The 13775-nt window shown below is 45.3% G+C and carries 10 protein-coding genes, 1 tRNA gene and 1 pseudogene; 5 read left to right on the forward strand and 7 right to left on the reverse strand.

Translation table 11 applies throughout. The features are described 5' to 3' along the window. Positions 1–99: 99 nt before the first annotated feature. Positions 100–1320, reverse strand: coding sequence for an arginine deiminase (gene arcA / locus AND4_RS17420; protein WP_009844304.1), 1221 nt, complete (start codon positions 1318–1320; stop codon positions 100–102). Between the two features lie 582 nt (positions 1321–1902). Between arcA and rraB the strand changes: the two genes are divergently transcribed. Beyond that, entirely contained in the window at positions 1903–2319 is a 417-nt protein-coding gene (gene rraB, locus AND4_RS17425; protein ID WP_009844305.1) for a ribonuclease E inhibitor RraB, read from the forward strand. Positions 2320–2491: 172 nt separating this feature from the next. Continuing rightward, on the forward strand, positions 2492–3292 hold the full coding sequence (locus tag AND4_RS17430) for a hypothetical protein (RefSeq protein ID WP_009844306.1): 801 nt from the start codon (positions 2492–2494) through the stop codon (positions 3290–3292). A gap of 16 nt (positions 3293–3308) precedes the next feature. On the opposite strand, the pseudogene AND4_RS17435 reads toward AND4_RS17430, so the two are convergent. The 5 genes and pseudogenes from AND4_RS17435 to pepA all read right to left on the reverse strand — a co-directional run. Further along, positions 3309–3779: pseudogene (locus AND4_RS17435) on the reverse strand (GNAT family N-acetyltransferase); the annotation flags it as partial. 71 nt (positions 3780–3850) lie between these two features. Then, positions 3851–4249, reverse strand: a complete 399-nt coding sequence (locus tag AND4_RS17440) for a DUF2061 domain-containing protein (RefSeq protein WP_005432839.1) — start codon at positions 4247–4249, stop codon at positions 3851–3853. 226 nt (positions 4250–4475) lie between these two features. Further along, a complete protein-coding gene (locus AND4_RS17445; protein WP_009844309.1) occupies positions 4476–7349 on the reverse strand; it encodes a valine--tRNA ligase in 2874 nt (957 codons plus the stop codon). A gap of 94 nt (positions 7350–7443) precedes the next feature. Further along, positions 7444–7893 carry a DNA polymerase III subunit chi gene (locus AND4_RS17450; RefSeq protein WP_009844310.1) on the reverse strand — a complete coding sequence of 150 codons (450 nt, stop codon included), beginning with the start codon at positions 7891–7893 and terminating at the stop codon, positions 7444–7446. Positions 7894–8004: 111 nt separating this feature from the next. Then, the gene (gene pepA / locus AND4_RS17455) at positions 8005–9513 is read right to left on the reverse strand and encodes a leucyl aminopeptidase (RefSeq protein WP_009844311.1); all 1509 of its coding nucleotides are present in this window, start codon (positions 9511–9513) and stop codon (positions 8005–8007) included. 199 nt (positions 9514–9712) lie between these two features. Between pepA and lptF the strand changes: the two genes are divergently transcribed. Both lptF and lptG read left to right on the forward strand, forming a co-directional pair. Continuing rightward, positions 9713–10813 (forward strand): LPS export ABC transporter permease LptF, encoded by a 1101-nt coding sequence (lptF, locus tag AND4_RS17460; protein WP_009844312.1) that lies wholly within the window; start codon positions 9713–9715, stop codon positions 10811–10813. Positions 10814–10816: 3 nt separating this feature from the next. Continuing rightward, positions 10817–11887, forward strand: coding sequence for an LPS export ABC transporter permease LptG (lptG, locus tag AND4_RS17465; RefSeq protein ID WP_009844313.1), 1071 nt, complete (start codon positions 10817–10819; stop codon positions 11885–11887). A gap of 71 nt (positions 11888–11958) precedes the next feature. On the opposite strand, the gene AND4_RS17470 is transcribed toward lptG, so the two are convergent. Continuing rightward, positions 11959–12438 carry an RDD family protein gene (locus tag AND4_RS17470; RefSeq protein ID WP_009844314.1) on the reverse strand — a complete coding sequence of 160 codons (480 nt, stop codon included), beginning with the start codon at positions 12436–12438 and terminating at the stop codon, positions 11959–11961. Positions 12439–12821: 383 nt separating this feature from the next. Between AND4_RS17470 and AND4_RS17475 the strand changes: the two genes are divergently transcribed. Then, positions 12822–12906: transfer RNA gene (locus AND4_RS17475), tRNA-Leu, on the forward strand. Positions 12907–13775 lie beyond the last annotated feature (869 nt).

A 13775-nucleotide genomic window follows, 5' to 3' on the forward strand; every position in this document is an offset into this window, starting at 1 on the left:
CCATCAAAGTGAATAATTATTGCTTTGTAAAAACAAAAAAGGTTGATGCATTCACATCAACCTTAGTCTCTATTGGCTTTATTTGATGAGAGAGATTTCTCAAATATCGTCACGCTCTATTGGACAACTCATACAGCGAGCACCACCACGACCACGACCTAATTCGTTACCAGGAATCGTTAATACTTTAATTCCGGCTTTGTCATACTTCTCGTTGGTGTAGACGTTACGTTCGTAACCAATTACAACGCCAGGTTTCACCGTTAATACGTTGTTGGCATCGTTCCATTGCTCACGTTCAGCTTCGTAGCTATCACCCCCGGTTGTGATGATCTTCAATTGATCTAAGCCCAGTGCAGATTCAATCGCATGCAGATAATTGTGCGAGGCTTCCACGTGCATTTCGCCGTTGCCTTTAGGCGTTAGGCGCCAAGTGTCTAAGTCTTTACGCATGATCTCTGGATATACCGAAAATGTATCCACATCCATGTGCGTCATGACAGTATCAAGGTGCATGCATGAGCGGTGTTTTGGTAGGTCGACCGCTATCACTTCTTTCGCCTGACCCGATTTGAATAAGCTTGCCGCTAGGCTTTCTACGCCTTGTGGGGTTGTGCGCTCAGACATCCCAATCAAAACAGCACCTTTACCGATAACCAGTACGTCACCACCTTCGATGTTGGCATTGTCGTAGTGTTGGTCTTCATTACCAAAGTAATTGATGAAGTCTTGACCTGCGAAGGTTGGGTGCCAGCGGTAAATGGCACGTAAATGATTGGTTTCGCGTTGGCGTGCAGGCATCATCATTGGGTTGAGAGAAACGCCACCATAGACCCAACATGAGGTGTCACGAGTAAAGAGGTGATTCGGCAGAGGTTCAATAACGAAGTCTAATGAGCGTTTCATCTTCGGCAACATTGATGAAGATTTGATTGGCAGTTCTGAGTAAGCTAAGCCTCCAAGAAGAATGCTTGCTAAGTGCTCGTTATCCATCTCTGTAAAGTACTGGCGTAAATCATGAGCGAAAGTCGGGCCGTAGCGGAAGTCAGAGATCTGAGTGTTCAACAACCACTGTTTTGCTTCTGAAACCGCAAGGGTTTCAACCAGTAGGTCATGAAGCAATAACACCTGAACGTCCTGCCCACGAAGGGTGCTTGCAAATGCATCGTGCTCTTCACCAGCGGCTTCAACCGCTAATACATCATCAAAAAGTAGTTCATGACAGTTCGATGGTGTTAGGTGGGTGAGGGCACGCTCTGGGCGGTTTAATAGAACTCGTCGTAGTTGACCGACTTCTGATCCAACATAAAGCTTACTCATTTTGTATCCTTACAAATATTCCAGTCATTAGTTATGACAAGCTTGGTGCAAAGATGCAAGTCCGATAACTTTGCTTATATTTTAAAAAATAATGATCTTTTGGTTTTATATTTTGTAAATTCTTTCATGCTGTAATTTAATTCTATATTCCATCGATTGTTCATCCGTTTTAGAAAGTGCGTTTTTATTCCTTTTAGCTTGAGGGAGAAAAATACATCAATAGTGCATAAAGTGTGCATATCTATTCTTTAATATGCAGTTTTAGTTCAGCTTTATTCGTTACAATCGGTTTGTTGAGCTGGCGCTGTATTCACTCCACGATCATAAACACGCAAACAGGCATCATACCCTCCAAGTTTGGACTCTATTAGGATCTTCTGAATATTAAAGTTTGAACACTATTGTTAATTTTTTGTTTCTGTGAGCGGAGTTTAGATTTGCGAGCAAAAATTATCATCAAGAATCACCGCTGTTTGCTGTTTGTCGGTGGCTTTTCATCGCAATTCGTGCCATATTTCACCGCATTAACTTACTCAGCTTTGAGTGTAGTGTTTCCATCAAGTAACTAATCTGGAGCCAAATATGTCTCACGAAGATGAATATCTATCAGTAGAGAAATTAATTGAGATTCAAAAGGAAGAGACTCGCGATATCATTGCAGCATTGTTAGAAGATGGCAGTGATCCAGATTCACTATACGAAATTGAGCATCACCTATTTGCTGAAAGCTTTGAGAAACTAGAGAAAGCGGTTGTTGAAGCGTTCAAGATTGGCTTTGAAGTACTTGAAGCTGAAGAAACTGAAGATGAAGATGGTAATAAGTTGCTTTGTTGTGACGCCACGATGGAATCGGCACTCAATGCGGAAACAATTGATGCACAGGTTGAGAAACTGGTTCATCTTGCCGAAAAATACGACATCATTTACGACGGTTGGGGTACTTACTACGAAGGCGAAGATGCGCTTTACCCTGAAGAAGATGATGAAGACGAAGAATAATGCTCTTATTCAACGGTAAGAAGCCAGCGTTTATCGCTGGTTTTTTTGTGCTTTGAAAACGACAACCTCAGATAACCATAAATAATTCTCATTGAGTTTTTAGGCTCATTACCTGTCACCCTAAGTTACTTATGTATATAATGCATGAAAATTGATCTAGCTCAAGGTGGCTATGCAACTCTCACTCGCTGGCTTATGGCAAGTCTCTCCACTGACAGACCTTTCTATCCCACAGGACGACATCACTTTCCCTGCTCCTTTGAGTCAGGTGTTGCCTGCAGAATTAACAGAAGAAGCAATTCGTCAGCAAGAATGGCACCTTATGCATGACATTGAAGTGGACGAGTCCATGATGGCATTTCCTGCGGTTGAAGTGGTGTTGGGCGGGGTGGATTATCATGCTGAAGTGCGCTTAAACGGAGTAGCCTTGTTCGATTGTGATGGTTCGCAAAACGTGTACAAGAAAGACATTCGACCATTTTTGCAGATGGGACGTAATCGTTTTGAGATCCTATTCCTTGAAGAAGACGAAGACCTTCTGCTGGAGGAGGATAAACCAGAGTTATGTACACTTGTGGGTCAAGGCCATAAAAAGAGTGATGAGCGCTTAGGGATATGGCAACAACCGTATCTTCAGTTCATTCGTCATGTGCGTTTGGATCATGTGACAACCGAGCAAATATGGCACCACGGTGGCGGCTGTGAGTTTAAAGTTGACTTTTACTACCAGACTTTTGCACCAGGTCTAGTTTCTGCTTCAGTGAAATTTAATGGTATGACTTACCATATTCCTATTGATGTTCGAGCGGATCATGCCAGCGCTTTGTTCCAGATTGAAGCGCCAAAATATGCAAACCCGATCGATCCTGATCCGGACGATCTCTATCAACTGTCAGTTGAGCTGGATGGGCAACGCCAAACGCTATCTGTAGCACTGAGCCAAGCGCTCTGTGTTACCCACCTTGCACTTTAAGTTTGGGTATAGAACGCTATAACGTTTTAAGCATCACGATTTCACATGCATCATGCCCTGTTTGTCCAAGCGGGGTGTCCAAATGTTCAAAGCCTAGTTTTTCATATAAGCCTACCGCTTCTCTTAGGCATTCTGTTGTTTCTAAATAGCACTGCTGATACCCAAACTGTTTCGCCAGTTGTAAGCTCAATGCGACGATGCGTTTGGCCAAGCCGTGCCCTCGTGTTTGAGGTAAGAAGTACATCTTTTGCAGCTCACACACATTTGGCTCACCTGCTAAAGGTGCAAAGCCGCCGCCCCCCACAATCTCGCCTTGGTATTCGACCACCCAGTAGGCTGCGCCTTGTTGATTGTAAACCGAGTACATATCATCCAGTGTTGGATCGGCCACACCATAACCTTTGTCTGCAGTTAAGCCGTATTCTGCAGAGACTTTACGAATAACTTGAGCAATGCCTGGGTTATCTTGCGCTGTAATTGGACGAAGGGTGAAGCCAGCAATTTGTTCCATGTTTTGCCTTTTAAAAAGGGTCACGAGTTGTGACCAATATATTTCGTTTAAGCGTGTTGGTGCAAACAAAACTGTGGTGCTTGGTTATCTGATTTACGCATCCATACTTTCTCGTGGAAGTAGTAAGCCACTGTGTTCAAGCTTGGCTCTAGCATCGCCATGATACCGCCGACAAACGCATCACCTGTTAGCAAGTAAACCACACTAAAGGCAACACTGAAGTGGATAGTAGCAAAGCTTGCGGTTTTTAATTTGGTCATCCACTGACGAGCTTTAAGCGCTGGGACTTTTGCCCATGCCTTTTCATGAAAGTAGAAAGCGACGGTATTCACTGAAGGCTCAATCATGGCAATTAAACTACCAATTAGAATGTCGCCAGTAAGTACGTAAGCGACACTAAACGCGATAGTAAAATGAAGTGCTGCAAAGGTTAGTGTCTTTTTCATGATAATTACTCAATCTTTGTGTTGTTTCGATAGGTCTATTATTGAGAATTATTATCATTAAATCTAATGGGCAGTTAAGATTAGTTTGATAGGTAAAAACTATTAAACAGGAAGCAGAGTAGGAGAGAAGAGTGGATATCTTTGAAAGCTTTCCTAGTAATAAAATGCAAAAAGGGTTGATGCTTTCACACCAACCCTTTGATTCTTCTATTCTAGCCTTTAGCGATTAAAGTGCAGCGATCGTTGTCTTCTGCTCTTCTAGCTTAGCTAGTGTTTCTTTGTAGCCTTCAAGCTTCTCACGCTCTTTAGCAACAACGGCTTCAGGTGCTTTCGCTACGAAGCCTTCGTTACCGAGTTTGCCTTCGATACGCTTGATTTCGCCATGAGTCTTCTTGATTTCACCATCTAGACGAGCAAGCTCAGCGTCTTTGTCGATCAGACCCGCCATTGGGATCATCAGCTCAGACTTAGCAACCAATGCGGTTGCACACGCTGGCGTTTCTTCGCCAGATGCAAGCACGCGTACAGACTCTAGTTTCGCTAGAGACATCAGTACTTGTTTGTTTGCTTCAAGACGCGCTGCGTCTTCTGCGTTTGCTGCTTTCAGCATAACGTCAAGCGGCTTACCTGGGTTGATGTCGTATTCAGCACGTAGGTTACGGATGCTGGTAATGAACGCTTTCACCCATTCAATATCGTCTAGTGCTTCTTGGTTGAAGTTTGCTTCGTCGAATTGAGGCAGTGCTTGAAGCATGATTGTCTCACCTTCTACACCTTCAACTAGTGGCTTGATGCTTTGCCAGATAGTTTCAGTGATGTAAGGAATCACAGGGTGAGCTAGACGTAGCGTCTTCTCAAGAACCGTGATTAGTGTACGGCGAGTACCACGTTGTTGCGCTTCAGTACCTTTCCATAGAACGGGTTTAGTGAGCTCTAGGTACCAGTCACAGAATTGGTTCCAGATGAATTCGTAAAGCGTGTTAGACGCCATATCTAGACGGAAGTTGTCGATATGGTTGTTGAACGCTTTCGCTGCAAGTTCAAACTGAGACTCGATCCACTTGTCCGCTAGTGAGTATTCAATCTCGCCACTTTGTTCGTTAGAAGATTGGAAGCCACAATCTTGCTCTTCTGTGTTCATCATTACGTAACGGCTTGCGTTCCATAGTTTGTTACAGAAGTTACGGTAACCCTCAAGACGCTTCATATCCCAGTTGATATCGCGACCTGTGGATGCCATTGCTGCAAGAGTGAAACGCAGTGCGTCTGTACCGTATGCTTCGATACCGTTTTCAAACGTCTTACGAGTGTTCTTCTCGATCTTCTTCGCTAGCTGAGGCTGCATCATGTTGCCACAACGCTTCTCTACCAGAGACTCTAGGTCGATACCATCGATCATGTCGATTGGGTCAAGCACGTTACCTTTCGACTTAGACATTTTGTCGCCGTTTTCGTCACGGATGAGACCAGTCACGTAAACCGTCTTAAATGGTACTTGTGGTTTGCCGTTTTCGTCTTTCACGAAGTGCATAGTCATCATGATCATGCGAGCAACCCAGAAGAAAATGATGTCGAAACCAGTTACTAGCACGTCTGAAGGATGGAATACTTTTAGGTCGTCAGTTTGCTCTGGCCAACCTTGAGTGCCGAACGTCCATAGTGCAGAAGAGAACCAGGTATCCAGTACGTCTTCGTCTTGGTGCAGTTCAATGACTGATTCTAGGTTGTTGTTCTTACGAACTTCTTCCTCGTCACGACCTACGTAAACATTGCCTTGGTTATCGTACCAAGCTGGGATGCGGTGACCCCACCATAGCTGACGAGAGATACACCAGTCTTGAACGTCACGCATCCAAGAGAAGTACATGTTTTCGTATTGTTTAGGCACGAATTGGATGTCGCCGTTTTCAACTGCTTCGACTGCTGTTTTCGCTAGAGGCGCAGTACGCACGTACCATTGGTCCGTTAGCATTGGCTCGATAACTACGCCACCACGGTCGCCGTAAGGTACTTGTAGATCGTGATCTTTCACTTCTTCAAGTAGACCTAGCTCGTCGAATTCAGCCACGATAGCTTTACGAGCGGCAAAACGCTCCATACCTTGATACTTAGCTGGTAGCTCAGTGCTGTAAGCGTCGCTTGCTTCGCCGTTGGTGTTGAATATTTCAGAAGCGTCACGGATGTTCGCGTCGAAAGTCAGGATGTTGATCATTGGCAGCTGGTGGCGCTTACCAACTTCGTAGTCGTTGAAGTCGTGCGCAGGTGTGATTTTCACACAGCCAGTGCCTTTTTCCATATCTGCGTGCTCATCGCCCACGATTGGGATGCGACGATCAACGATAGGAAGGATGATTTCTTTACCGATAAGATCTTTGTAACGTGGATCTTCTGGGTTAACCGCAACACCAGTATCACCTAGCATGGTCTCTGGACGAGTCGTTGCAACAACGATGTAGTCTTTGCCATCCGCTGTTTTAACACCATCTGCTAGTGGGTAGCGGAAGTGCCACATGTTGCCTTTAGTGTCTTTGTTCTCTACTTCGAGATCTGAAATCGCTGTGTGTAGCTTTGGATCCCAGTTAACGAGACGCTTACCGCGGTAGATTAGATCGTCTTCGTATAGACGTACGAACACTTCTTGAACGGCATTAGATAGACCATCGTCCATCGTAAAGCGCTCACGGTCCCAGTCTACAGATGCCCCAAGACGACGAAGCTGTTTAGTAATAGTGCCGCCAGACTCGCCTTTCCATTCCCAGATTTTGTCGATGAAAGCTTCACGACCGTAATCGTGTTTTGTTTTGCCTTCTTCTGCTGCGATCTTACGCTCAACAACCATCTGAGTTGCGATACCTGCGTGGTCCGTACCTACTTGCCAAAGCGTATTTTTACCCTTCATGCGTTCACAACGGATAAGCGTATCCATGATCGTGTCTTGGAACGCGTGGCCCATGTGTAGGCTACCAGTGACGTTCGGTGGCGGGATCATGATGCTGTATGAATCTTGAGTAGTATCACCGTGTGGCTTAAAGTAGCCTTTCTCTTCCCAAGTCTGATAGAGATCTTGTTCGATTGAAGTTGGGTTGTATGTCTTTTCCATAGCGCTCTTTAAATGGATACGTTGATGGTTGAATCTAAGTCAATCTTTATAAGTGAACTCTCTGGATGGAGAGCTTAACTATAAGGATTGACCGCTAGGGATACTGAATTTCGACCGTTTGCAATTGATAGCCTGCTTGACGGTAAATTTTATACCTTTGTCTTGCGAGCTGTTTCGCTTTTTCTTCGCAAGGCACGAAGTCTACCACTTGAGCAAACTTGTTCGCAAAGGTTGTCTCATTTTCCGCCAAATTAATTACCAATTGACGATTCCAATTGGGTTTTACCCCATTGTGGCCGATTTCAATATTGGTGGCGTATTTCGGTCCTTCGCCGACAAGGTTATGTGCAGTGAACGTGTCGGCATCAACTTGCCAAAAGGCTTCAGCGAGCTGTTCTGCATGCGGTTTATTTTGGCAGTTCAGATACACTTTTGCTCCTTGGCGAGCAAAGTGCTGAGCCAAAAATACGACGTATTGCTCAAAGCCAGTTGCCGTCGCTTGCGGACTCTCTTCGTTAACGATGTAGAAGGTTGCCGTTTGCATTATCCTCTCACTTGTCGTTGATTGCTAAGACCATCTTAACCCCAATTTTTAATTAAGATAATTGAGGTAATAAAAAAGGGCCTTGCGGCCCCTTTAAATGTTGTTCAGAAATTATTCTTCTGTTTCTTGGCCGCTGCGGTTCAATAGGAACTGGACAAGCATTGAGACAGGGCGGCCTGTTGAGCCTTTGGCTGCGCCTGATTTCCAAGCCGTGCCTGCGATATCGAGATGTGCCCAGTGGTATTTCTTCGCAAATTTAGACAGGAAACAACCTGCAGTGATCGTGCCCGCAGGACGACCGCCGATGTTGGCCATATCTGCAAACGGGCTCTTCAACTGCTCGTGGTACTCGTCTGTCATTGGTAGACGCCATGCACGGTCACTTGCTTGCTCAGAGGCATTGACTAACTCGTGAGAAAGTGGATTGTGGTTAGAAATTACACCACTGATATGATGACCGAGTGCGATAACACAAGCACCGGTTAGCGTTGCAACGTCTACGACACATTCTGGTTCGAAACGCTCGACGTAAGTCAGTGCATCACACAGAACAAGACGACCTTCTGCATCCGTGTTAAGAACTTCAACGGTTTGACCAGACATGGTTGTTAGTATGTCACCTGGACGGTAAGCGTTGCTGCCAGGCATGTTTTCACAGCCTGCTAATACACCAATAACGTTGATCGGTAGATTTAGCTTCGCCAGTGCTTTCATTGTTCCAAATACAGACGCAGCACCACACATGTCGTACTTCATCTCATCCATACCTTCACCAGGTTTTAGAGAGATACCGCCAGAATCGAACGTTAAACCTTTACCGACGAGTACGATAGGTTTTGCATCTGAATCTGGGTTACCTTTGTATTCGATGACAGACATCATAGATTCGTTCTTCGAACCACGACCAACAGCTAGGTAAGATGTCATACCCAGTTTTTCCATCTCTTGCTCACCAATGATTTTGGTGGTGACGGTTTCGTAATCGTCAGCAAGACGACGAGCTTGAGATGCAAGGTAAGCAGGGTTTGCGACGTTTGGTGGCATGTTGCCAAGATCTTTTGATGCTTTCACACCAGAAGAGATGGCTAAACCATGAGTAATTGCTTTTTCACCCAAATTCAATTCACGACGTGTCGGTACGTTGAACACGAGTTTACGCAGTGGGCGACGAGTTTCTGGTTTAACGCTTTTGAATTGATTAAATGTGTAAAGACCATCTTTGGTCGCTTCAACTGCTTGGCGTACTTTCCAGTACGTGTCGCGACCTTTAACGTGCAGTTCAGTCAGGAAACATACTGCTTCCATAGAACCTGTTTCGTTAAGTGTGCTGATCGTCTTTTGAATGATTTCCTTGTACTGGCGCTCGCCGAGTTCACGTTCTTTACCACAACCTACAAGTAATACGCGCTCTGACAAAACTCCCGGTACTTGATGCAGTAGCAGCATCTGACCAGGTTTACCCTCTAGATCACCACGGCGAAGTAATGAACTGATGTAACCGTCACTGATTTTATCAAGTTGTTCGGCTACTGGAGAAAGGCGACGTGGTTCAAACACACCAACAACGATACATGCGCTACGTTGTTTCTCTGGACTGCCACTTTTTACACTGAACTCCATGCGTACTCCTACATCCTGAAGACAAATTGCTCTAAATGTTAGATAATGATCGCCTACTTGTTGAATTTAAGCTCAGAGGTTACTCACAGAGCCGATTTAAGCGCTAACATCTAGTTTAGAATTTTTAAAAAATAAATGGTTCAACGGGAAATTATAGTGATTCGACCAAAAAAACAAGTTTTGTATAGGTAATTTCAGCGTGATTATTGTTAGATATTTGATCCGCGAAACACTCAAGAGCCAATTTGCGATTTTCTTCGTGCTTTTTTTGGTATTTTTGAGCCAGAAGTTTATCAGTGTTCTTGCGAAGGCTTCTGACGGGGATATTCCTGCAGGATTAATTTTCTCAGTTGTTGGTTTAAACATGCCAGCAATGGGGCTATTAATGCTGCCATTGAGTTTGTACATCGGCATATTGATCACCTTTGGTCGTTTGTATGCGGAAAGTGAAATCGTGGTGATGAACGCGACAGGCATCGGAAACAAGTTCTTGGTGCAGGCCGCGCTATGCCTGGCAATCATTACTTCCGGTGTGGCGGCGTTCAATGCTCTTTGGCTATCGCCTTGGTCGCAAGACCGCGTAGAGCAACTTTACGATCAAGTTGAAGCCGAAAACAGCGTAGACTTACTTCAGAAAGGTCAGTTCCAAGGGACACCGGATGGCTCTTCTGTTGTCTTTATTGATGACATCAAAGACAGCACGCTCAGCAATGTGTTTGTCGCACAGATGCGCCCTCGTGATTCTGTCTTACCAAGCGTGATGTTCTCTTCTTCTGGTGAAGTAAAAGAGTTGTCGGATGGTCGTCAGGTTATCACCATGCATGATGGTTCTCGCTATGAAGGCGTGCCGACCCGTGTTGAATATATGGTCACTAAGTTCGATCAATATGAAGGGGTGATTGGCCAGCGAGAGGTGAAGCAAAAGGGACGTGATTGGGAGGCGTACCCAACGCTAGACTTGATTGGTCACCCAGATCCTGAAGCACAAGCTGAGCTGCAATGGCGCATTTCGCTGTTCGTTTGTATTCCACTATTAACCATGCTGGTCATTCCTTTGTCTGCGGTAAACCCGCGTCAGGGACGCTTTGCTAAAATGGGCCCGGCTATCTTGATTTACCTCGCGTACTTCCTTGCAATCAGTGCGACGAAATCTGCACTCGAGGAAGGCACTATTCCTGCTGCTATTGGTATGTGGCCAATCAATGCGATGTTACTGATTGTCGCTATCTTAGCCAACATGATGGACAGTGTTCCCGTTCGACGAATGAAAGACAAATTTCGCAAGAAGAGGCTCGCATAGGCAGTGTTTAAACTCTTAGATCTTTATATCGGTAGAACCATCATCTCTACCACCGCCCTTGTTCTGGCGACCTTTGTCGGCTTGTCGGGCATCATTAAATACGTTGAGCAATTACGCAAAGTGGGTCGTGGTACTTACGACTTAATGCATGCGCTTTACTTTGTGTTGCTGAGTATTCCCCGCGATATCGAAATGTTCTTCCCAATGGCAGCGCTACTGGGCGCTTTGATTGGTTTGGGTATGCTGGCGTCTAGCTCTGAGCTTGTGGTGATGCAAGCGGCAGGCTTTTCTAAGTTAGATATCGGTTTATCGGTGCTCAAAACGGCGGTGCCACTGATGCTTATCGTTATGACATTGGGTCAGTGGGGTGCACCAGAAGCGCAAAAGATGGCGCGCGACCTACGTGCGTTTGCTTTGTCTGGTGGTAGTATTGTGTCGATGCGGGCAGGGGTATGGGCTCGTGATGCCAATGACTTTATCTTTATTGGTAAAGTAGAAGATGACAAGCTCTACAACTTGAACATGTGGCGTTTCGATGAAGACAAGAAGCTCGATAAAGTTATCTTTGCCGAAGAAGTCGACTACCAACAAGACAACAATTGGTTGATGCGTTACGTACAAGTTACCGATATGGAGAATGAGAATGCCATCACTAAGCGTGACATAGAGCAGATGGAATGGCACACCTCACTCGCGCCGGACAAACTTGCGGTTGTCACGGTAAAGCCAGAAGAACTTTCTCTAAGCGGTTTGTATGATTATGTGAGCTACTTGAAAGCGACAGAGCAAGACGCTTCACGTTATGAGCTGGCATTTTGGCGTAAGCTATCTCAGCCGCTTTCCATTGCGGTCATGATGCTGATGGCGCTATCATTTGTATTTGGCCCATTGCGCAGTGTGACTATGGGCGCGAGGATACTCTCTGGTGTGGTCGCCGGGTTTTCCTTTTACATATCCAGTGAGTTCTTTGGACCACTTTCTTTGGTATACGGTATACCGCCAGTATTCGGCGCACTAGCGCCAAGTTTGGTGTTCCTTGCTATTGCCATCGCCTTGCTAAGAAGAAAGTTGTAGGTTTCAAATCACGTAAATACAAAAAGGAAGGCTTCGAGCCTTCCTTTTTTCATTCCGCTTTTACCGTTTGGCTATTTTGCTTTTGGCAATACCACCACCTCTGTTTTTGCCCAGATGTCATGGAAGCCGCGCTTTTTAGGGTCAATTGGTACTGTTAAGTTTGCTAAGCCGAAGCCTGAAGTTGAGATACGAATTAACGCCTGAGTAATCGTAATTGGTGCGCCATCTTTACTGTTACGAATTTGCATCTTCCAAGCTCGCATTCCTAAAGTCTGACCTGCGCGAGTCCAGAAGAATACAAAGAAGTAGATCCACACCGCTGCAAGATAAAGGGTAAACAAAGGACTTAATACCGGATGTTTTCCGAGCATGTCTGCTGCATCCACGTATTCCCCGTAGCTCAGCAAGCCTGCTGCGTTAAGAGCAAATATAACCGCCATAACTACGCCCGCAGCCATCATCTCAATCGCGAGGATAATCAATGTGTCGTAAAACAAAGCTGCGAGTCGACGGAGAAAGCCCGCTGGTGGGAGAGTTGTAGAAGTCGTCATAGTTCGATCACTTACCTGTAAAATTGTGCGTCAGAATATAGATTCCACTCGCTTGTGAAAAGAGAGCTAACGCACAGAGTGTCTAATTGTGGGTAAATCGTAAGCGTTAATAGGGCTCTATCCTCATCATAAAACAGTGAAGCTATCAAACACAGCTTATTGTGCTTAGAGTACAAGAGTACAAGAGTACAAGTAGGTATGATCGAGGTTAAAGGTGATCCTAGTGACAGGTGCAATAGATAAGCTGGAAAGACAGACTGAACGAATTAGTCACATTTTGTGGCGAAATTATCAGCAAACGATAGTTATTTAAGGTTTTTCTGCTTGCGAAGGTCAAAAGCTTCCGTATAATGCCAACCATCAAAGGGCGATAGCCTAGAGATGCCGGTGTGGTGAAATTGGTATACACGACGGATTCAAAATCCGTTGCCTTCGGGCGTGGCGGTTCAAGTCCGCCCACCGGTACCATATATAGAAAGGTCGCTTTTATAGCGGCCTTTCGTCGTTTAAGGCATTTGGAAATGACGCAAGAAGTTAGCGTTGCCTTCGCGGTGGCGGCAGGAGTGCCTGTCCAATCAAGTCGCCCACCGTTACCATATATAGAGAGGTCACTTTTATAGTGGCCTTTCGTCGTTTAAGGCATTTGGAAATGACGCAAGAAGTTAGCGTTGCCTTCGCGGTGGCGGCAGGAGTGCCTGTCCAATCAAGTCGCCCACCGTTACCATATATAGAGAGGTCACTTTTATAGTGGCCTTTCGTTGTTTAAGGCATTTGGAAATGACGCAAGAAGTTAGCGTTGCCTTCGCGGTGGCGGCAGGAGTGCCTGTCCAATCAAGTCGCCCACCGTTACCATATATAGAGAGGTCACTTTTATAGCGGCCTTTCGTTGTTTAAGGCATTTGGAAATGACGCAAGAAGTTAGCGTTGCCTTCGCGGTGGCGGCAGGAATGCCTGTCCAATCAAGTCGCCCACCGGTACCATATATAGAAAGGTCGCTTTTATAGCAGCCTTTCGTCGTTTAAGGCATTTGGAAATGACGCAAGAAGTTAGCGTTGCCTTCGCGGTGGCGGCAGGAGTGCCTGTCCGAACAAATCCGCATTTGATTATCTCAGTAATTGTTTCTTACTTTATCGTTTATGGACTTCTAAGTATCTTCGATAGCAAAGAGTAGTTATCCACAGTTTTTTGTGGGTAAGTTGTAGAGTTCCTGAGTGTGAAGTCGGGGTAACTTTAGGGCTGATTGGAAAGTATCCAGTTGGAATGTTTTTTTAGAAAAAATGCATTTTTAGTATTGCTAAAGAAAATCTTCTCCCTATAATGCGCATCCATCGAAACGG

The sequence above is a fragment of the Vibrio sp. AND4 genome (assembly GCF_000171815.1).
Lineage (GTDB): Bacteria > Pseudomonadota > Gammaproteobacteria > Enterobacterales > Vibrionaceae > Vibrio.

Coding starts and splice junctions, on each gene's coding strand:
- rraB (WP_009844305.1), top strand. CDS start 1,903: ATGTCTCACGAAGATGAATATCTATCAGTAGAGAAATTAATTGAGATT.
- pepA (WP_009844311.1), bottom strand. CDS start 9,513: ATGGAGTTCAGTGTAAAAAGTGGCAGTCCAGAGAAACAACGTAGCGCA.
- AND4_RS17440 (WP_005432839.1), bottom strand. CDS start 4,249: ATGAAAAAGACACTAACCTTTGCAGCACTTCATTTTACTATCGCGTTT.
- AND4_RS17450 (WP_009844310.1), bottom strand. CDS start 7,893: ATGCAAACGGCAACCTTCTACATCGTTAACGAAGAGAGTCCGCAAGCG.
- arcA (WP_009844304.1), bottom strand. CDS start 1,320: ATGAGTAAGCTTTATGTTGGATCAGAAGTCGGTCAACTACGACGAGTT.
- AND4_RS17470 (WP_009844314.1), bottom strand. CDS start 12,438: ATGACGACTTCTACAACTCTCCCACCAGCGGGCTTTCTCCGTCGACTC.
- AND4_RS17445 (WP_009844309.1), bottom strand. CDS start 7,349: ATGGAAAAGACATACAACCCAACTTCAATCGAACAAGATCTCTATCAG.
- AND4_RS17430 (WP_009844306.1), top strand. CDS start 2,492: ATGCAACTCTCACTCGCTGGCTTATGGCAAGTCTCTCCACTGACAGAC.